The 19,397-nt window shown below is 65.7% G+C and carries 16 protein-coding genes, 1 tRNA gene and 1 pseudogene; 7 read left to right on the top strand and 11 right to left on the bottom strand.

Annotated elements, in window-relative coordinates; translation table 11 throughout:
* Positions 1–7 precede the first annotated feature (7 nt).
* Complete coding sequence (locus AADZ78_RS02565; protein WP_085248442.1) at positions 8–1,174, bottom strand: NAD(P)/FAD-dependent oxidoreductase; 1,167 nt, start codon at positions 1,172–1,174, stop codon at positions 8–10.
* Between the two features lie 148 nt (positions 1,175–1,322).
* Between AADZ78_RS02565 and AADZ78_RS02560 the strand changes: the two genes are divergently transcribed.
* The gene (locus tag AADZ78_RS02560; protein WP_085248498.1) at positions 1,323–2,066 is read left to right on the top strand and encodes a TetR/AcrR family transcriptional regulator; all 744 of its coding nucleotides are present in this window, start codon (positions 1,323–1,325) and stop codon (positions 2,064–2,066) included.
* Complete coding sequence (locus AADZ78_RS02555) at positions 2,056–2,682, top strand: class I SAM-dependent methyltransferase (protein WP_085248444.1); 627 nt, start codon at positions 2,056–2,058, stop codon at positions 2,680–2,682. Before AADZ78_RS02560 ends, AADZ78_RS02555 begins: the two co-directional genes overlap by 11 nt.
* Here AADZ78_RS02555 and AADZ78_RS02550 read toward each other — a convergent pair.
* A complete protein-coding gene (locus tag AADZ78_RS02550; RefSeq protein ID WP_085248446.1) occupies positions 2,663–3,265 on the bottom strand; it encodes a TetR/AcrR family transcriptional regulator in 603 nt (200 codons plus the stop codon). The genes AADZ78_RS02555 and AADZ78_RS02550 overlap by 20 nt on opposite strands.
* 122 nt (positions 3,266–3,387) lie before the next feature.
* Here AADZ78_RS02550 and AADZ78_RS02545 point away from each other — a divergent pair, with 122 nt between their 5' ends.
* Positions 3,388–4,701 (top strand): cytochrome P450, encoded by a 1,314-nt coding sequence (locus AADZ78_RS02545; RefSeq protein WP_085248448.1) that lies wholly within the window; start codon positions 3,388–3,390, stop codon positions 4,699–4,701.
* A gap of 7 nt (positions 4,702–4,708) precedes the next feature.
* Here AADZ78_RS02545 and AADZ78_RS02540 read toward each other — a convergent pair whose 3' ends face one another.
* Positions 4,709–5,386: a class I SAM-dependent methyltransferase gene (locus AADZ78_RS02540; RefSeq protein WP_239655275.1), complete on the bottom strand. Its 678-nt coding sequence runs from the start codon at positions 5,384–5,386 to the stop codon at positions 4,709–4,711.
* A 107-nt stretch (positions 5,387–5,493) separates the two neighbouring features.
* On the opposite strand from AADZ78_RS02540, the gene mddA reads away from it, so the two are divergent.
* Positions 5,494–6,243: a methanethiol S-methyltransferase gene (gene mddA / locus AADZ78_RS02535; protein WP_085248456.1), complete on the top strand. Its 750-nt coding sequence runs from the start codon at positions 5,494–5,496 to the stop codon at positions 6,241–6,243.
* Here mddA and AADZ78_RS02530 read toward each other — a convergent pair.
* Complete coding sequence (locus AADZ78_RS02530) at positions 6,240–6,914, bottom strand: ArsR/SmtB family transcription factor (protein WP_085248458.1); 675 nt, start codon at positions 6,912–6,914, stop codon at positions 6,240–6,242. The two genes, mddA and AADZ78_RS02530, sit on opposite strands and share 4 nt — an antisense overlap.
* A 95-nt stretch (positions 6,915–7,009) precedes the next feature.
* Between AADZ78_RS02530 and AADZ78_RS02525 the strand changes: the two are divergent.
* Positions 7,010–7,657, top strand: a pseudogene (locus AADZ78_RS02525) (PIG-L family deacetylase); the annotation flags it as partial.
* A gap of 99 nt (positions 7,658–7,756) precedes the next feature.
* Here the strand turns inward: AADZ78_RS02525 and AADZ78_RS02520 are convergent.
* The 5 genes from AADZ78_RS02520 to AADZ78_RS02500 all read right to left on the bottom strand — a co-directional run bounded on the left by AADZ78_RS02520 (position 7,757) and on the right by AADZ78_RS02500 (position 14,276).
* Complete coding sequence (locus tag AADZ78_RS02520) at positions 7,757–9,082, bottom strand: UDP-glucose dehydrogenase family protein (RefSeq protein WP_085248462.1); 1,326 nt, start codon at positions 9,080–9,082, stop codon at positions 7,757–7,759.
* Positions 9,083–9,158: 76 nt separating this feature from the next.
* Positions 9,159–10,640: a DUF7159 family protein gene (locus tag AADZ78_RS02515; RefSeq protein WP_420873337.1), complete on the bottom strand. Its 1,482-nt coding sequence runs from the start codon at positions 10,638–10,640 to the stop codon at positions 9,159–9,161.
* 61 nt (positions 10,641–10,701) lie between these two features.
* Entirely contained in the window at positions 10,702–12,366 is a 1,665-nt protein-coding gene (locus AADZ78_RS02510) for a DUF7159 family protein (protein ID WP_341343628.1), read from the bottom strand.
* A 635-nt stretch (positions 12,367–13,001) separates the two neighbouring features.
* Positions 13,002–13,574, bottom strand: coding sequence for a dCTP deaminase (gene dcd / locus AADZ78_RS02505; protein WP_085248468.1), 573 nt, complete (start codon positions 13,572–13,574; stop codon positions 13,002–13,004).
* A gap of 39 nt (positions 13,575–13,613) precedes the next feature.
* Positions 13,614–14,276 carry a hypothetical protein gene (locus AADZ78_RS02500; RefSeq protein WP_085248503.1) on the bottom strand — a complete coding sequence of 221 codons (663 nt, stop codon included), beginning with the start codon at positions 14,274–14,276 and terminating at the stop codon, positions 13,614–13,616.
* Positions 14,277–14,442: 166 nt separating this feature from the next.
* Here AADZ78_RS02500 and AADZ78_RS02495 point away from each other — a divergent pair, with 166 nt between their 5' ends.
* Both AADZ78_RS02495 and AADZ78_RS02490 read left to right on the top strand, forming a co-directional pair.
* Positions 14,443–15,156, top strand: a complete 714-nt coding sequence (locus AADZ78_RS02495) for a ZIP family metal transporter (protein WP_085248505.1) — start codon at positions 14,443–14,445, stop codon at positions 15,154–15,156.
* 34 nt (positions 15,157–15,190) lie between these two features.
* Positions 15,191–15,264: transfer RNA gene (locus tag AADZ78_RS02490), tRNA-Gly, on the top strand.
* Positions 15,265–15,359: 95 nt separating this feature from the next.
* Here the strand turns inward: AADZ78_RS02490 and AADZ78_RS02485 are convergent.
* Together AADZ78_RS02485 and AADZ78_RS02480 are read right to left on the bottom strand one after the other, a co-directional pair.
* Positions 15,360–17,543 carry a serine/threonine-protein kinase gene (locus AADZ78_RS02485; RefSeq protein WP_085248507.1) on the bottom strand — a complete coding sequence of 728 codons (2,184 nt, stop codon included), beginning with the start codon at positions 17,541–17,543 and terminating at the stop codon, positions 15,360–15,362.
* Between the two features lie 380 nt (positions 17,544–17,923).
* Positions 17,924–19,291, bottom strand: a complete 1,368-nt coding sequence (locus AADZ78_RS02480) for a PE family protein (RefSeq protein ID WP_085248509.1) — start codon at positions 19,289–19,291, stop codon at positions 17,924–17,926.
* Positions 19,292–19,397 lie beyond the last annotated feature (106 nt).

The following is a 19,397-nucleotide window of genomic DNA, read 5'->3' as shown; positions in this document are numbered from 1 at the left end:
CGATACGTCAGGTGTTCCAGCGATCCAGCCAGGCTCGTTCCTGCGCGACCTTCTCCTCGTGGAACTCCCGCGACGGCGGGTACAACGTCACCGACGGTGCGGGGGTGCTGAGGAATTTGCCATCGCCCTTCGCGGCCTGGCCGTCGCCGGTCTCGACATAGCAGGCACCCTCTCCGGTGAACAAGCGTTCGGGCACGTCGTAGCCCAGGTAGCCAGCGACGCCGTGGGCGACAACTCCAGCCTGGGCTTCGGCGAACACCGCCGCCTTAGGCAGCGGCCTGCCATTCGGCAGGGTCAGCACGGTCGCGTCACCGAGAGCCCACACGTTGTCCACCGTAGTGGACAGGGTGTGCGGGTCCACCGGAATCCACCCGGCCTCGCTCAGGCCGGTCGACCGAGCCGCGGCCGACGGCACGTGCGGCGGAACCACCGCGAGCAGGTCGAACGGTTCGGAGGTGCCGTCGTCAAAGTGCAGTGTCGTTTCGGTGGAATCGATCCGGGTGATCGTCTTGCGTGGATGAAATCCGATACCCCGATCCTTGAGCATCGCAACCAATTCCTCGCCGACCTGGGGTCCCGCGACGGGCATCGGCAACGGGTCGGGTGTAAAAGTGTCGATCAGTACGGTTCCATCTGCGAAGCGGTCGCCGAGTTGGGCAGCGATAAGGAACGCCGCCTCGAACGGTGCGGCGGGGCATTTGAACGGCACCCCCGCGACGAGCACAGCGATCCGGCCGCGCTCGAGGGCCTCGACCTTTGCATGCAACTCCGCAGCACCGTCGAGTGTGTAGAACTGGCTGGCAACGCCGGTGTCGAGCGCGTCCGCCAGGCCCGGAACACCCTCAGTGTTCAGCGCCGCACCCAATGCGATCACCAACGCGTCGTATCCGATGACGCCATGATCGGTATGCACCGCCTGGCCCGGGATCTCGATGCGGTCCACTGTCGCGGTGACCAACTCGACACCGGGCAGCGATGCTGCGGTGGCCCGGATACGGACCTCGTCGGGCCGACGCGAGCCCCGCAGCACCCACAGCAGCGACAAACCCAGCGTCCCGTCGAAGCCGTTGTCTACCAATATGACCCGATCCTCGGGCGGGAGCAGCTGACGCACTGTGTCGGCTGTGGTGAGGCCACCGACACCGGCGCCGAGGATGAGAACTGTCTTGCTCATGAGCGAGATTCTTTCTCTCGTGACTCTATTCCATAGATCATTGGAATAATAGAGCCTGGGCCGCGGTGACCGCAAGCCTGGGGCGAAACATCCCGAATTCGACAACGCAGATTGACTGACTGAGTCAGTCAGTTATATGTTGGGGCGCGTGGCCCGCACGATCCCGGCAGATCGGTTCCCGGCGGTCATCGCTGCCTCGGCGCGGGTGTTCATCACCCACGGTTACCGGCGCACCCAGATGCAGGACGTGGCCAACGCGCTCGCCCTGGCGAAGGGCACGCTGTACGGCTACGCACAGGGTAAGGCTGCGCTGTTCGCGGCGGCCGTGCGCTACGGCGACGCTCATGTACCTGTGCCGCCACCGACCGATCTGCCGGTGGCGGCTCCCGACGACGGCGAGATCGCAGCTTTGGTTTCGCAACGACTCACCAGCGAGGTCGCCGACATGAGGCTCACACAGGCGTTGCAACAAGCATTGCCCCCCAATGCGACAGCTGCGGACGGGCGAGCCGAACTCGCCGGTATCGTCACCGACCTCTACGGCCGACTTGCCCGGCACCGAATCGCACTCAAGCTGGTGGACCGTTGTGCGACTGAGCTACCCGACCTGGCCCGGGTTTGGTTCGGCACCGGCCGCGATGCCCAGGTTGATGCCGTCCAAACCTACCTACTAAGCCGGGAGGGTACCGGCCAGCTGCGGTTGCCCGGGCCGGCGCCGGTGGTCGCACGCACCATCGTCGAGCTCTGCGCGTTGTGGGCCGTGCACCGTCACTTCGATCCGTCTCCAGGGCCTTGGTCCATCACCCGGCCAGGCGTGACCGACGACAACACGGTGGCCGCGACACTGGCCGAGATTGTTGTTCGAGCCACCTGCGCAGCTGATGAAGACTAGCCGTTCGATTCGGAGGTACTTGTCGAGTCAGGCGGCCCGGCCAAGCGGCGCATTCGGTCGGCTGCTGGGACGGATTTGGCCAATGGAGACGGCCGGCGTCAATCGCATAGCTGTCGAACTTCTCGAACCGGCGCCCGGTGAGCGAATCTGCGAAATCGGCTTCGGCCCCGGCCGAACCCTTGGTCTACTCGCCGCTGTCGGCGCAGAGGTGATCGGCGTGGAAGTCTCCGACACCATGATGACAATCGCCGCTCGCCGGAATGCGAAATACATTGCGACTGGACTTATCTCGCTGTATCGCGGGGACGGAACAACTCTGCCGATCGCCGACCGCAGCGTCGACAAGGTCATCAGCGTGCACAACTTTTACTTCTGGCCCGATCCCAGCGCCAGCCTGTCCGACATACATAGAACACTGCGGCCCGGCGGTCGACTCGTCTTGACCTCACTATCCACCGACCAACCGCTCCCCACGCGTTTCGACCCATCGATCTATCGCGTGCCCACCCTCGATCACACTTTGGAGTGGCTTCGCCTCGTCGGCTTCAGCAATATCGGTATTGAGCGCCGGCCGGACCATCCGTCCACCGTCTGGCTCAGCGCAACGGCGACGTAACGACTGCGCCGATGGCGGCGAGTGCTTCAAGAACCTCGGCCGACCGCGGGGTGGCAGACGGGTTGGCAATCCACTGAATCATCAGGCCATCGATGACAGCCATCAGTACCGAGACGATGACGGGCAAGTTTTCGGGTGGCTCCACGTCGGTGCCCCGGAGAGCCGCGCGAGCCAGATCGACCGAACGTTGGCGGACGTCGGCGTAGCCGGCAGCTAGGCGCTCGCGGAGAGCCTCCGAGCGCAGCGCCGGCGCGTACGCCTCAACACACGCATAGACCGCGGGCCGGATCTCCTCGAACGAATCGACGGTGGCTTCCAACACCGCCCGGATCTGCCCGGACGGACCGGTAGCCGCGGACTGATCGAATGCCTCCTGCACGCGGTGGTTCCAGGTTGAAAAGCACCGGCCCAACGCATCGTCGAGCAGCGCGTCCTTGCTGCCGAAGTGATAGTTGATCGACGCGACATTCACCCCTGCGGCGCGAGCGATGTCGCGGGAGCTGGTGTTGCCATAGCCGCGTTCCCGTAGGCAAACGAGGGCGCCATCCAGCAGCTTGTCGCGGTTGCTGCGTCCCTGTTGCACCGATGCATCCTATCGTGATAAACAATCGTTTACATCAAACATTTGTTTATCAGATTGGAGGCGATCGTGGCAAATGAACGCTCGGCCGACGTCGCCCGCTTCGAGTTCGACGGGTCGGCACGGTGACCGCGGCGCTGCCACCCGGGCCGCGGCTACCCCGTTACGTGCAAAGCGTGCTGTATCTGAAGTTTCGGGAACGATTCCTGCCTGCGATGCACCGCAAGTACGGAGACGTGTTCTCGTTACGGGTGCCCCCGTATGCCGACAACCTCGTGGTCTACACCCGCCCCGAACACATCAAGGAGATTTTTGCGGCCGATCCGAAGTTGCTCCACGGAGGCGAAGGCAATCAGATCCTTGGTCTCGTCATGGGCGAGCACTCGGTGCTGACGACCGACGAAGCCGAGCATGCGCGCATGCGCTCGCTGCTGATGCCCGCATTCACCCGGGCCGCGCTGCATGGATACCGCGACATGATCGCCTCCGTTGCCCGTGAGCACATCACGCGATGGTCTATCGATGCCAGCATCAACAGCCTTGACTGCATGAATGCACTCACCCTCGACGTCATCCTGCGCGTCGTTTTCGGCGTCACCGACCCAAATGTCAAGGCCGAGTTGACCAGTCGCCTGCAGGACATCATCAACATTCGTCCCGCGATCTTCGCGGGCATTCGGTACCCGTGGCTTAAACGCGTGAACCCGTGGAAGCGCTTCTTCGACGGCCAGCGCAAAATCGACACCATCCTCTACCGCGAAATCGCCTCCCGTCGCAGTGTTTCCGACCTGAACACCCGCACAGACGTGTTGTCCCGACTTCTGCAAACCAAGGACACGTCCACAGCGCCCTTGACCGATGCCGAGCTCCGCGATCAACTCATCACCCTGTTACTGGCCGGCCATGAAACAACCGCCGCGGCCCTGTCCTGGACGCTATGGGAACTTGCCCAGGCACCCGACATCCAAGACCAGGTCGCATCTGCGGCCGTAGCCGGTGATGACGGGTTCCTGGAGGCGGTCCTCAAAGAGGGGATGCGCCGGCATACGGTAATCGCTTCTACTGCAAGGAAAGTCACTGCTCCAACAGAGATCGGCGGCTGGCGATTGCCCGCGGGGACGGTGGTCAACACGTCGATCCTGCTGGCCCATGCGAACGCGGCATCACACCCTGACCCCACCGAGTTCCGTCCCGACCGGTTTCTCGACGGCAGCGTGGCGCCCAACACCTGGCTCCCATTCGGTGGAGGCGTGCGCCGCTGCCTCGGTTTCGGATTCGCGCTCACCGAGGGGGTAGTCATCCTGCAAGAGATCTTTCGGCAGTTCGCTGTCAGTGCTGCGGGACCCCAGAAGGGCGAGAGACCCTTGGTGCGAAATATCACCACCGTCCCCAAACATGGTGCACAACTGCGGCTTACGCCGCAACGCAGCCTGGTCTAGTCGAGGTCTAGTCGCGTTTGGTCGCGGTGACGCGCCATAGCCGCCGAGGGAGCTCACCTTCTTCGAAAGCCTGCACGTCGTCGAGTATCCAATCGGCAGCCAGGCTCTCCACTAATTCGCGGCTGAAGAAGTGCACGGCAAAGCCACCGCACTCGAAGATGTCGTCACCGTGGCAATGCCCGGTTCGGTAATGCGCATCGCCGGTGTGCCGAACGGTGTAGATGAACTTTCCGCCTGGCTTCAACACCCGACCGACCTCGTCGACTATTGTCCGAATTTCACTGGTGGACAGCGCCATACACAACGCCATGTGCGCAAAAGCGCCGTCAATGGAGCCGCTCCGCAGGGGCAGCGGATTGCGCATGTCATGCACCATTGCATGCACCCGCGCGGCCACGCCTTGAGCCTGGGCCGTTCGGCCCATCTGTGCGATCGCCACGTCGCTGAAGTCGGTGGCCACCACTGTGAAGCCCCGATGAGCGAAAAAGAGGGCGTCACGGCCATGCCCGGCCGCTAATTCGAGTACCCGCGCGACGCCCTCGGCCTCGAACACACTGGCCGCGTACACCGCCGGCTCTGACGGGCCGGACCCGTACATGTCCGGATGTGCTAGGTAGGTGTCCTGCCAGTGTTCGTACTGCGCATCGGCTAGCTCCGACTGTCCGTCGGACAACAGTTGCCTCACATTCTCACCCGCGGATTGTTAGGTGGTCGGCCGGCCGCCAGACTTGTCACAATTATTCTATGGAATTATAGATTAGTGGACTATAGTGAACCAGACCAGGAGGCAACATGAACCGGTCACTCATAGTCGGATACGGCGCGATCTGTTACATGACCTTCCTGGCGGCCTTCCTCTACTCCATCGGTTTCGTCGGGAACATGGTCGTGCCGCGCACCATCGACAACGGCATCGCCGCATCCACCGCCGAGGCGGTTGCGGTCAACGTTCTTCTGCTCTCAGCGTTCGCGCTGCAGCACAGCGTGATGGCAAGACCGGGTTTCAAGCGACGGTGGACACGGCTGGTACCCGCTGCCATCGAGCGCAGCACTTACGTGCTGTTGTCGAGCCTGTTGTTGTTTCTTCTGTTTTGGCAGTGGCGGACGATGCCTGCGATCGTCTGGAATGTCAGCTGGCCGCCCGGGAAGCTTGCCCTGCACGCGCTGTTCTGGCTCGGATGGCTCGTCGTGCTCACATCGACGTTCATGATCAACCATTTCGACCTGTTCGGGCTGCGACAGGTCTATCTGGCTTGGCGAGAACAGTCCTACACAGACCTGGAATTCCGCGCCACGATGCTCTATCGGCTGGTGCGACACCCGCTCATGCTGGGTTTCATAGTGGCCTTCTGGGCAACACCGTCGATGAGCGCTGGGCATCTGCTGTTCGCCGTAACGACGACTGCCTACATCTTGGTCGTCTTGCCAATCGAAGAGCACGACCTGGGCCGCGCACTGGGCGATGAATACCAGCAGTACCGCACCCGTGTGCCCATGCTCATCCCCGGGCTTCGCGTGCGAAAGCACCGAACGCGCGATTAGCTCCCGACCGCTGCACCCTCGTCAACCGGCAGTCCAGCCAAACGCCATTCGAGCATTCCGTTGTCGAGTCGCTTCACTCCCCGGCCCGCCTTGCGAGCAATACGGACAGCGTCCGGCGCCATAACGCAGAAGGCGCCACGGCAATAGGCGACGATGTCGCGGTCGGCCGGTAGTTCGGCGAGCCGTTCGGCAAGCTCGGCTAACGGGATGTTGATGGCGCCCGGGATATGACCTGCCTGGTACTCCTCGTGCGGTCGCACGTCGACGAGCGTGACGTCGCCCGCGTCGCGCCGGCGCACCAGTTCCTCGCTCGTGATCGCATCTTCTGGGGAGCCAAGCACGTCCGCGGCCGCCATGGCCACGTCCGCCAGATGTTCGTCGGCGACGGTTTGCACCAGCGCAAACAACCTTGCCACGTCTTCCCCTGCAAGGCGGTAATACTGCCGGGTCCCGTCACGACGGGCCGTGACCAGCCCGCCACTCTTCAGCGCCTGCAGATTCGCCGACGCTGTGGTCAGGTTCATCCCCGTAGCGGTCGCGATGGCCTCGACCGTGCGCTCACCCTGGGCGAGCAAGTCGAGGATCTGCAACCGCCGCCCGTTACCTAGCGCCTTGCCCACCCGGGCGATCTGCTCCAATAGTGCCGCTTTGCGATCGGCTGGCCCGGTCATCTTGCTTCTCCAAAATTCATTGGAATATAATTCCATTGTTCATTGGAACTACATAATACGCGGCGGATGGTCCTCCCATGAACACGAGGCTAGCGATGGCTGCTCATTTGCCTCGCGCGCGCGAGGTGCTTGCCGTGATCGCCCACCCGGACGACGAATCCTTCGGGCTCGGGGCAGTCCTGGGTGGTTTCGGCGCGCAGGGAACACAGGTACGGGTACTGTGCTTCACCCATGGGGAGGCCTCCACGCTTGGCCAGACCGAGCGAAACCTCGGCGCGCTGCGCGGCGCTGAACTTGCCGCGGCGGCGGAGGTCCTCGGCGTCGAGCACGTGCAACTGCTGGCCTACCCGGATGGCGGCCTGGCCCAGGTACCGCTGGACGAGCTGACCCAGCGTGTGTTGGACAGCCTCGCCGGGGCAGACGTGCTAATCGCGTTCGACGACAATGGCATCACCGGCCACCCCGACCACCGGCGCGCCACCGAGGCAGCCGTCGCCGCGGGTGCGGCATCCGGGATCCCCGTCTTGGCTTGGGCACTGCCCCAGCCGGTCGCTGATCGGCTCAATGCCGAGTTTGGCGCTGCGTTCGGGGGACGCGATCACGATGGCCTCGACGTCGTGATTGAGGTCGATCGCACGCAACAGCGCGCCGCCATTAACTGTCACGCCTCCCAGTCCCGGGACAACCCGGTGCTCTGGCGCCGCCTGGACGTGCAGGGTAATCGCGAATACTTGCGGTGGCTGGAGGCAGTGCCTGGAGGGCAACTGATCCGGGGCGACGACACTCACCGCGCCCACGCTCGAACCCGTAACTTGCCGCGGCCCGTGACGGCATCGCGCCAGCTACGGGCGGCGCGAACCCAGCCGGAATAGCCGCCACCCGGCTTGCTGCCAGCGAACAACATCCAGGCAATTGCGGCCGTCGACGATGACGCGGGCCCGCACCCGGTCGGCCAAGTCGTCGGGGTCGAGGTCGACGAACTCCCGCCATTCAGTAAGCACCAGCACGGCATCCGCGCGCTCGCAGGCCTCCGCGACCGACACCGCGTAGTTCAGCGTGGGGAATAGGCGGTTGGCGTTCTCTAGGGCTTTCGGGTCGTACACGTTGACCGCGGCGCCGTTGAGCTGCAGCTGGCCCGCGACATTGAGCGCAGGTGAGTCCCGTACATCATCGGATTCGGGTTTGAACGCCGCGCCCAGCACTGCGATATTGGCCCCCAGCAGCGAACCGCCGCATGCGACGGTGGCGAGTTCGACCATCCGGGTGCGCCGGCGCATGTTGATGCTGTCTACTTCGCGCAGGAACGTCAGCGCCTGATCGGCTCCCAGTTCGCCGGCGCGGGCCATGAACGCCCGGATGTCCTTAGGCAGGCAGCCGCCACCGAAACCCAAGCCCGCGTTGAGGCATTGGCGTCCGATACGGGTGTCGTAGCCCAGCGCGTCGGCTAACAGACTGACATCGGCACCCGCCGCCTCGCATACCTCCGAAACCGCGTTGATGAATGAGATCTTGGTCGCCAGAAAGGCATTCGCGGAAACCTTGACCAACTCCGCGGTCTGCAGGTCGGTCACCAGGAAGGGCACACCCGAGTCCAGCAGCGGGCCGTACAGCTCGCGCACGGCTGCCTCGGCGCGAGTCGAATCATCTTGCACCCCAAGCACAATGCGATCCGGATTGAGGGTGTCGCGCACCGCGAAGCCCTCGCGGAGGAACTCCGGATTCCAGGCAACTTCGACGTCGATTCCGTTGGGTGCCAACGCGTTGGCACGGCGGCCCAACTCGGCCGCGGTCCCTACCGGGACCGTCGACTTGCCGACGAGGATCGATGCCCTGGTCAGACGCGGCACCAGCGCATCGATGACGGCGTGGACGTGGCACAGATCGGCGCCATATTCGCCTTTCTTTTGCGGCGTGCCAACTCCAAGGAAATGCACATCGGCGAATTCGGCCGCCATGTCGTAGTCGGTGGTGAACCGCAATCGTCCCGCTGCGAGGTTGTCAGTCAACAGCTTTCGCAACCCGGGCTCGTAGAAGGGAATATCGCCCCCGGCGAGCTTGGCTACCTTGCCCGGGTCGATATCGACCCCGACGACCTCGTGTCCCAGCTCTGCCATGCCGACGGCGTGGGTAGCACCCAGGTAGCCGGTGCCGAATACGGTGCATCGCATACCACCGTGTGTAGGTGGCCGCGATGAGCGAACTGCATCGCGACGCTGAACAGCAGATGACGGCTACTCGGCGAATTTACAGGCCCGGGATCCCCGGGATGTTGAACCCGCCGCGACCGCCGCCGCCCTTACCGCCTGGGAACTTTCCGCCGCCGGGCAACTTGCCGATGTCAGGAGGCTTGCCGCCACCGGGGAACTTGCCGATGCCAGGCGGCTTACCACCGCCGCGGCCCCCGCCCCCGCCCCCGCCCCTACCAGGGGGGTCGAACGGCAACTGCGGACCGATGATCGGGGGCCCCGGTATCTGAACGGGAATCGGAATGGGCACCGGACCGGGGGCGGGTGCAGCAGGCGCCGGAACAGGTACCGGTGCGGGAGCCACCGGCATCGGGGCTGGGGCCTGAGGCACCGGCGCAGGAGCCTGGGGCACCGGCGCCGGAGCCTGAGGAACTGGCGCCGGAGCCTGAGGAACTGGCGCCGGAGCTTGGGGGACTGGTGCCGGAGCTTGCGGAGCAGGAGCGGGAGCTTCGAGCGCCGGCGGAGTGGGGGCGACGACGTTATGGCCTGGATCAGGCCGGACACCGGACGTTGACCGGATACTGATCGCCAGCGCCGCGACCAGTGCCGCCACTCCAATGACGAAGATCGACGCCAGCACGCTACCGATTAGGGCGAAAGACTTCCGTTCGTGCCGATCGGCCTGGCGATGATCGACAGAATCTGGGACGGCGCTGTACGCCAGCGCACCGTCGCCGGTATCCACGGCGTCGGCGACGTCCTCGAAGTAGGCGGCGTCAAGCGTGTATGGGTCGAGTCCACCCGTGCCCGGATCCTGCGCGTAGGCCCGCGCCGCCGTGGAGGACACGAACAGCGGCGTGTTCGCCGACGCCAGCGCCGCCCCGCGCGCTAACGCCGTTTCCGGCTCCTCGGGCGCAGTCACCGGAAGCGAGGTCGCGGCTTCCAGCGTTGGCTTGATCAACGGGATGTCGACATCAGAGCCGACGAGAAACACCGCGTCTGGATGCGTCTCCAGCTCCTCGACACCGGAGACTATGTCCGTCAGCTGAGCCACCGCGACGTCATCGTCGTCGGGCAGCGGCTGCCGATGAATGTCGGCGATAGAACCATCGGCGCTGTCGACCACCGCCAAGGTCGCGGTGTCAGGCTCGATGAACAGCAGCGCTGTGTGGGCGTAGTTGGTTGCATTGCCGACCGCTTGAGCCAGCGCAGCCGCGGCCAGAAACGCCGAGACCAGCATGACGTTCTCGATCTTGCGGTTGACCAACGCGTCGCGAAGCGCGGCGGCCTGGATGGGGTCTGTCCAGGTGACACCGGTCGACGCCAGCTGGTAACCGCCCTCGGCGGCGCCCTCCCTGGTACCCAGGATCGCAGAGATCACCTGCTCGGCGGCGTTGGCCGTAACGGCATCCGGTTCGGCAGCTTCAGCGTTCAGCGCAAAGTTGTCTTCATCGACGGTTGCACCATCGCCGTTCTCACCTTCAACCAGCACCATCCGGACGGCCGTTGGCGCTACTGACACACCAAGTACGGTGTCCAAAACTCCCCCATACATACTGCGTGGGTCCCCAACCCTTGTAGAACCACATTACCCGCGCGGGCTATCTGTGTCCGTGGCCTCCACCGCCGCCGAAGCCACCGCCGAAGGGCCCACCGCGGCCGCCGCCGAACGGACCGCCATGGCCGCCACCACCGAAGGGCCCACCGTGGCCGCCACCACCGAAGAGTCCGCCGTGGCCACCGCCGAAGGGACCACCATGACCGCCGCCCCGGCCGCCAGGGCTACCAGCACCCGGGCCGCGGCCCGGCTTGGGCCATGGGCCGCGCCCCGGCGGAGCTTGCTGGACCGGCGCCTTCGGAGCCGGGAGCGTGACGCGTGGTGGTAACGCCGGAAGCTTAGGACGGGGTTGGGGCAACCTGGGTTGCTGCTGCGGCACCCGCACCGGAGGCTGGGGCACCGGCGGCCGTAGCAACGTGTCGGGAATGGGCAGCTGAACCGGCGGCGCAAGGATCGGCAACAGGGGCGGAACGATAACCGGACGGGGCACCTCCGGCACCGGTACCGGCGCGGCGGGAGCTGGCGCGGGTATCGGAACCGGTGCGGCGGGAGCCCGTGCGGCGGGAACCGGTGCGGCGGGAGCCCGTGCGGCGGGAGCCGGCGCGACGGGAGCCGCCGCGGCTGGAGCCGGCACATGTGGGCTCACTGCAGGAGGTGGCCCACTGAGCGCAGGCGCATCGATTTTCGGCGGCGGCGCCGCCTCCTGCGTTGGCGCGGGCGCCTGCTGGGTCGGGGCGACGAAGTGGTTTTCGCTGGGAGCCGGTGCTAAGCCGACCGTTGGACGGATGCCGAGCGCCAACGCGATCTCCAGCGCCACGACAGCGGCAATGGCGACCACCGCCACCGCGCTGCCGATCAACAGGCCCGGCCTGGAGCCAGCGGCTTCAGCGTCGGCGTCGTCCGGCACAGCGCCGTAGGCGCGGTTGTCCTCGTTCGGGGTGTCGGCGGCTCGGAGGTACTCGGCATCCTGCGCATAGGCCAGCGCGGCGGTGGACGAAACAAACAACGGCGCGCTGCCCGCCGCCAGTGCCGCGCCCCGCGCCAGCGCCATTTCGTGCTCTTCGGGCACACTCACCGTCAGTGCCGTCGCCCGATCCAACACTGGCTTGATCAGAGGGACGTCGACACCGGAGCCCACGACGTAAACACCGTCCGGGTGCGCATCCATCGACTCGGCACTCGACACCATCTCGACCAGTTCGGCCAGCGCCGCGTCGTCGTCGTCGGCCAGGAGCATGCGGTGCAGGTCACTCACCGACCCGTCAGCGGTATCCACCACGGCCAGCGTCGCGCTGTCGGGCTCGATGTACAGCACCGCAGTGTGCTCGTAGCCAACGGCACCACCGACGGCCTGACCCAGCGCAGCCGCAGCCAAAAACGCGGAGACCAGCATGACGTTCTCGATCTTGTAAGCAGCTAGCGCGTCGCGCAGCACGGTCGCCTGAAGCTGATCGGTCCAGGTCACGCCGATGGAAGACACCCGAAGACCAGCATCGGCCGCGCCTTCGCGGGTACCCAGGATCGCGGCGATCACCTGGTCGGATGCGCCGGCGGCGGCGCGCCCGCGCCCCACCTGGAAGCTGTCTTCTTCGATGATTGCGCCGTCGCCGTGTTCGCCCTCGATCAACGCCATCCGGACCGACGAGGGCGCCATCGAAACCCCGAGTACGACGTCCAAAACCCCTCCCAAGGTCTTGCGTACGGCCACGGTCTGGGCGGAGGGAAAGCCCGGTTTCAATAGTCGCCGGTCAAGCTATGCCGGGGCTAGGTAGACCGTATGAAGCTGGCCAGTCACCAGCTTGGTGGCAAGGACCGCACGGGCCCCCGCTCGAGCGAGGGTGCGAAAGTCAAGACGTCGTCATGCCGACTGCCACCAACACATATACAACGCCGGTGCCGGCTGATATGCGCAACGCCGGTATCCGCCAACAGAACCACCCGCGCCAGGGCTGTGGCTCGACGGAGTGGCCACTTGAGTTGGCGCCTGCACAGTCGATGCGACGAACCGGCTTTCGGTGGAGCTTGGCCGCAAAGCGGCAGTCGCACGGTTACCGATCGCCGGCACAATCCCCAGCACCACCGCCGCACCGATGGCGACTACCGCCAGTCCGCGACCGATCAGTAGGACGGGCCGACGCAGCACGCTGTATTGGTGAGGAGCGCGAACGTCGCCGGAAACCCCGAGTACCACGTCCAAGAGCGCTCCCAATGTTCGCAGGCCAGTCACGGGCCGTAGTGCACGCAAAACGGCGCGCGACTACCACGTCAGTATACACATGCAATCATTTTCCTGCGCGATTATCGCCTAGGGCAATTATTTGGGCCCTAGGCGACCGCGCCGAGCTACGTCGACTTTATGAAGTTCTGGTACGAACGGGACGGCGTAGGACCACGCTGACCCTGGTATTTCGACCCCGCTCGCGCACTGCCGTAGGGATGTTCGGACGGAGTGGTCAGTCGCAAGATGCATAGCTGGCCGATTTTCATGCCGGGCCACAGCGTGATCGGTAGGTTCGCGACGTTGGATAACTCGAGCGTGATGTGGCCGCTGAAGCCGGGATCGATGAATCCCGCGGTCGAGTGCGTCAGCAGCCCCAGCCGGCCCAGTGAGGACTTGCCTTCTAGCCGTCCCGCGAGGTCGTCGGGCAGCGTGCACAGTTCCAGCGTCGAGCCGAGGACGAACTCACCCGGGTGCAGCACGAACGGTTCCCCGTCGAGGGGTTGCACCAGGCTGGTCAGCTCGTCCTGTTGTTGCGCGGGGTCGATATGGGTGTAGCGGGTGTTGTTGAAGACCCGGAACATGCAGTCGAGCCGGACATCGATGCTGGACGGCTGAACCAGAGTGTCGTCGTACGGATCGACGCCCAACCGTCCGGCGGCGATTTCGGCTCTGAGGTCGCGATCGGAGAGCAGCACCCGACGAGCGTATCTGCTGCTGGACGCTGGCCGTCCAGCTCAGCGGACGTAGATTTCGTTGCCCGTGGGGTATCCGCCCCCGGTAGTGGTGATGTGGATGTGGTCGTAGTGGCCGTAACCGCCGGCCTGCCGACCGTCGGGCGTGTAGTAGACGCCGCGCCAGATGACGTCTTGGATCCCGAATCGGGCCGCGTTCTGCAGCGCGTACGCAACGATCTCGTTGCCCAGCGCGATGCCCTCGGCGCTGCCTGGGTTGGGAACCATTACGTCGAGCGCCAAACCGTTGGGATGCCATCGCAGCGCATCCGGGCGAACGCCGCCGATTTCGTGGATCTCAGGAAATGTCGCACTGACGCTGCGAGCCACCAAGATGGTTCTGACTTGTAGACCCTGTTCTGGTGCGACGCCAACGGGCAAGACGCGGTTGTCAACCCGGTATCGCGATGCCGCAGCAATCTCGACCGCCTTGAAATGGATCCCGACGGCGTCGTGTGGAAGGTTCGTCGAAACCGGCGCCGATACCACGAGTTCTAAGCAGCAGGGCGCCGCGCCGACAACTCGCTCGGCGTCGTCGCGAGCGGAGGCTCGATGGACGTCTCCGGCCACCGCGAAAGATACGGCGGCGGCTGGCGCAATGAGCGCAGCCAGAGCTTTTGCCGACTTTCTCTTACGTCGATCCCTGACCAATTCATGCCGGCCCACGCCGAGCACTCTACGAGATAACGAAAGATAACGAAAGGATAAATATTCGCATTTATAGATGCGCGATGGGTTTATCCAGCTAACCCAGAAAAACGTTGCGGATGCCGATCACCCCGACAATGATCAGGCACGATCAGAAATATTCCACCGCACGGCGGAGTTTGCCATCAGCATTTTGACGACCGTAACCACACTGGTCACCTTCCCCGTTCTGGCCAGCATCATCGGCGCTGTGGCCGCCGTCGTTCGGACGCCTTCGGCCGCGGTCGTCAGCGGCATACAACACTTCGCCGCGGGCGTCGTCATGGCTGCCGTAGCCGGCGAGGTGCTGCCAGAACTGCGCGCCAAGGCTCCCCTCGGACTGATAATCCTCGGCTTTAGCGTGGGCGTCGCGCTACTTGTTCTGATGCGCCAATTCGCTGGCGATAAGGAAAGCGCCGAGGACGCACCGCCCGTCGGCTTCCTCGCGGTAGTCTCGGTCGACCTCTTCATTGACGGGTTGCTCGTCGCTACGGGCGCCGCGGCGTCGCGTCGGACCGCGGTGATCATCACCATCGCCCTGACGGTTGAGGTGCTGTTCCTGGGCGTATCAGTTGCCCTACGTCTGGCGGGCTCCGGAGTACCAAAGGTCCGGGCCGCGCTGACCACGAGCGGTGTGAGCCTGATGATCGCGGTCGGGGGTGTGCTGGGTGCACTGCTGCTCCACGGAGCCGGAAATTCCGTCCTCAGTCTTGTGCTTGCATTCGCGGCGGCGGCCCTGTTGTGGCTGGTCGTTGAGGAGCTTCTCGTCGAAGCTCACGAAACGCCGGAGCGGCCCTGGATGGCGGTGATGTTCTTCTCCGGATTCCTGACGTTGTACTGCCTAGGCGTGCTCGAATGACCGCCGCTGGGTGCTAGCCTTCTGAGGCAACCGCGCCGATGTAGTTCAATGGCAGAACATCAGCTTCCCAAGCTGAATACGCGGGTTCGATTCCCGTCATCGGCTCCAATTGGATGTGCCGAAGTGCTGTTCACACCACCACCCACGTCGGATGAGGCGCGGCGCTTTGGGACTGCAGGCGGCGAAGCGATCCTGGGCATCGCTCACTGTTTGGTGGCCTCGAACGTAACGCGGCAGCCCCGGGGGTTCTCCCTCGTGGGTTCGGCCTCATTTGTCCCGCGCATGACGAGTCGGCCGCCCTCGGTGGCGATGACACCACGTATCGAGTTTCCGCCCTGGCTGCCGCTGGTCGAGAATGATCCGTCGGCGTTCAGGGTGCCCGTGAAGCTGACCCCAGATCCTGCAAATGGACCCAAGGTCAGCGCGTTGTCCTGACGGGTCACGGGGAAAGTGAAGTCCGCCGCCATACCGCACGTGCTGCTGACGTAGTGCCACACCCAGGTGCCCTCGATCGCCGCTGGAGGCCCTTGTCCTGGAGGCGCGTCGGGTGCGGGTTGGGGTGGTGGGACGGGTTGGGTGCGCACTGCGTCGTTGGCGCCGGTGGTGCCGGCGGGCCGGGTGAAGGGTTGCCCGGTGACGATATCCACGAGGACGAAGATGGTGATGGTCGCGGGGCTGGGTTGGACGGCGGCCAGGGCTCCGGGTTGGTAGCCGGGCCAGGGCGCGCCGATGGGTTTCGGCTCGCTTGCCAGCGCTACCGGCGCGGTCAGGGGGTTGCCGGAATAGCACCGGGCGCGCGGAACCCCGCGGGCGTCGATGAACACGGCCGTGCCCGATTGGAAGACCGATTGCATGGGCGTGGGGTGGGATCCGTCGAATCCGTGATCGGTGACCCGGGTGTCCAGCCGCAGCACAACCGGGGTGAGCTCGCGCAGGTAGGTGGGGATGTCGGTGGCGGTCAGGGGATGTCCGGCGCTCCAGAACAGGGTGGGGTCGGTGTTGAGTGCTTCCGCGAAAGCACGGGCCTGAGCGGGGTGGCTGCTCAGGAAGGCGATCATCTTGTCACGGTCGCATTCGGCATTGTTGAGGGTGCCGCCGTAGAGGCCGTCGCGGTCGCCGGGCAGTGGCTGGGTGGCCACGGTGGGGCCGCCGCCGTGTGGTTGCAGCGTGGGCGGGGGCTGGGTATTGGTCGGCGGCGGCGTGGCCGCGGGCGGCATGAACGGGTTCGGCCCGGGGTCGGTGGCCGCAGTGAGCACCAGCTCCGCGCCGGCCGGCCTGGATGACAAGACGTTGCGGAGGAGCACCCCGCCGGCACCCGCGGCGGCGACGAGCAGCAACACCACCAGCGTTGCGATCAGCCACTTCCGCTTCGACCGGGTCACTGGCACCGCAGTGCCGGCGTCCCGTTGCCGCGGCATGTCCGGGTGTGCGGGTGGGACCTGCGTGCCCGGCTGGGTGGCTGCCTCTCGGGGCGAACCGGCGCGGACGGTGTCGGCAGGTACCGCGAGGGTCGGCTCCGCCGCCGTGGAGTCCAGGGCGTGTTGTGCGGCGGCGGCCAGTGCCACGCAGTTGGGATAGCGGTGGTCGCGGTTTTTGGCCAGGGCGCGTTGGATGACCGCATCCATGCCTGCCGGTATGCCGGCCTGCTGCGCGGCAGGGGTCTGGCTGACCAATGGGACGGGCAGATTCAGGTGTCCGTGCATCCACTGTTCGGGGGTGCGGCCGGGGTAGGGCAGTAATCCGGTGAGCAGGTGGTACAAGGTGCAGCCGAGGGAGTACTGGTCGGCGCGAGCATCGAGGGTGATCGAGGGGTCGAGTTGTTCGGGGGAGGCGTATTGCAGGCTGCCGGTGAACATGCCGGTCGCAGTGATCCGGGTAGCCTCGTCGAGGGTTTTGGCGATGCCGAAATCGGCCAGCAGAACCCGTTCGGGCTCTGCTTTGGTGGGTTGGGCGAGCAGAATGTTGGCGGGTTTGACGTCGCGGTGCAGCATGTCGGCGGCGTGCGCGAAGTCGAGTGCCTTGGCGGTCTCGGCGACGATCCGCAAGGCGCGCGCTGCGGGGAGCGGCCCCTCGCGCACCGCAGCCGCGGCGTCGGAACCGTTGATGTACTGCATCGCAATCCACAACTGCCCGTCCTGGTCACCCCGGTCGTAGACGGCGACGATATTGGGGTGGTCGAGGCGGGCGACATGGTCGGCCTCACGCAGGAAGCGGGCGCGCACGTTGTCGTCGTCGGTCATGGCACGGGTGAGCAACTTCAGCGCGACCAGTTTGGGCAAGTTCGGATGGCCAGCCAGGTAAACCGCGCCCATTCCACCGACACCAAGAAGCCGCTCGATGCGGTAACCGGCGAAGACCTGCCCGGGCTGCAACCGCTGCTGACCCATGACCACCACCTCACCGGGATGACTGCCGATTCATCCTGCCACCTGCGGCGCTCCCGCGCCGCTATCCAGCAAAACCGGGCCAGGTTAGTGAGGCCGATATTGCCGCCAGCCAGTCGACGGCGCCGCCCAACGAGGCTCACAGCACGCCGGCGCACTGGCGCTACGACCCGAGTCGACGGGTTCTCGATCTGGCGTATTCAGCGGCGTTCTGACGACGGGGTTTCGGCGGGCGACCTGGACGCCGAGGCTTTTGCGCCCGAACGGCACCACCACGTTCGAAAGTCTTGGCCCTCAACACCTCAAGGCCTGCTCGACGACGTCGATGTCTAACGGGTCACGACACCAACGAGTGGCCTGACGTCGTAGCGCGCCAACCGAATTCACGCAGGTGTCACCCCGGGAGCTCCGTTGGGGCCGAAGAAGATGTACGCGCCGAAGCCGCCGGGGCCGCCCTGGCCTGGGGTGGCACCGATGCCGCCGTTACCGCCGGCGCCCCCGATGCCGAAGAGGATGCCTCCGTAGCCGCCTTGGGCGCCATTGCCCCCGCTGGCCAGGTCGGGCGCCCCGTAGCCGTTGCCGCCATGGCCGCCGAGGCCGAAGAGGATGCCGCCGAGGCCGCCGAGCCCACCTACCCCGCCCACGCCGCCGGTCTGGGCGGCCCCGCCGTCGCCCCCGGCGCCGCCGACGCCGAAGAACGCGAAGCTATCGCCGCCGTATCCGCCGGGCCCGCCGTGCCCGGCGGAGAGGGAAGCTCCGCCGGCCCCGCCATGGCCACCGAAGCCGAAGAGCTGGCCAGCGCCGATACCACCAGTGCCGCCCTGGCCGCCGATGTTGCCAATGCCTGGAGCGGCGCCGCCGGCGCCGCCGTCGGCCCCGATGCCGATCAGGTTGCACAGGATGCCGCCGCTGCCGCCGGTCCCGCCGACCCCCGCGATCCCAACGGGGTTGTTGGTGGCGCCGCCGGCGCCGCCGGGACCCCCGGCACCGTAGATCAGGCCCAGGCCGAAGCCGCCGTCGCCGCCCCAGCCGGCAACGCCGCCGGTTCCGCCGGCCCCGCCGATGCCGCCGTTGCCGAAAATGAACCCGCCGCTGCCGCCCCAGCCGCCGTCGCCGGCGACGCCGCCGGGCCCTGCGTTACCACCGACTCCGCCGGCGCCTCCGTTACCGAAAAGACCAAGCGCGTTGCCGCCGTTGCCGCCAAAGCCGACGAAGCCGTTAAAAGCATCCCCACCGGCTCCGCCGCGGCCACCGTTGCCGTACAAGAACCCGCCGTTACCGCCACTGCCGCCATTCTGGCCGGGTCCGCCGGAACCGCCGTTGCCACCGTTGCCCCACAACAACCCGCCGTTCTGGCCGTTGGAGCCGGTTCCGTCGACGCCGTTGGCGCCGTCGCCGATCAGCGGGCGCCCCAGAATCGTCTCGACGGGTCCGTTGATCGCGTCGAGCAGTTGCTGCAGAGGACCGGCATTGGTGGCCTCGGCACTCGCGTACGAACCCGCACTCGCATTGAGAAGCTGGACAAAGTGCTGGTGAAATACCGCGGCCTGGGCACTGAGCGACTGATAGGCCTGGCCGTGCGCGCTGAACATTGTCGCGACCGCTGCCGACACCTCATCGGCGCCCGCGGCCCGCACCGCGGAGGTTTGGGTCGCCGCCGCTGCGTTGGCCGCGTTGATCGTCGATGCGATATTTGCCAAATCCGACGCCGCCGCCGTCACATACTCCGGCACCGCGATTACAAAAGACATTCCGACCTCCGAACCATGCGGCGACCGCCCGCGGATCACCCGATGGCAAACCGTATCGACGCCCGGCCGCTACCGATCCCAAGTTCATTTCGCAACGGATTTGCAC

Source organism: Mycobacterium riyadhense (genome assembly GCF_963853645.1).
Classification (GTDB): domain Bacteria; phylum Actinomycetota; class Actinomycetes; order Mycobacteriales; family Mycobacteriaceae; genus Mycobacterium; species Mycobacterium riyadhense.
The sequence above is the reverse complement of the archived record's forward strand: the minus strand, read 5'-3'. Positions and strand labels throughout refer to the sequence as shown.

What these genes read in the sequence shown, in the direction of transcription:
- AADZ78_RS02555 (WP_085248444.1), top strand. Translation starts at nt 2,056, where the DNA reads ATGAAGACTAGCCGTTCGATTCGGAGGTACTTGTCGAGTCAGGCGGCC.
- AADZ78_RS02485 (WP_085248507.1), bottom strand. Translation starts at nt 17,543, where the DNA reads ATGGGTCAGCAGCGGTTGCAGCCCGGGCAGGTCTTCGCCGGTTACCGC.
- AADZ78_RS02565 (WP_085248442.1), bottom strand. Translation starts at nt 1,174, where the DNA reads ATGAGCAAGACAGTTCTCATCCTCGGCGCCGGTGTCGGTGGCCTCACC.
- mddA (WP_085248456.1), top strand. Translation starts at nt 5,494, where the DNA reads ATGAACCGGTCACTCATAGTCGGATACGGCGCGATCTGTTACATGACC.
- AADZ78_RS02530 (WP_085248458.1), bottom strand. Translation starts at nt 6,914, where the DNA reads ATGACCGGGCCAGCCGATCGCAAAGCGGCACTATTGGAGCAGATCGCC.
- AADZ78_RS02480 (WP_085248509.1), bottom strand. Translation starts at nt 19,291, where the DNA reads ATGTCTTTTGTAATCGCGGTGCCGGAGTATGTGACGGCGGCGGCGTCG.
- AADZ78_RS02520 (WP_085248462.1), bottom strand. Translation starts at nt 9,082, where the DNA reads ATGCGATGCACCGTATTCGGCACCGGCTACCTGGGTGCTACCCACGCC.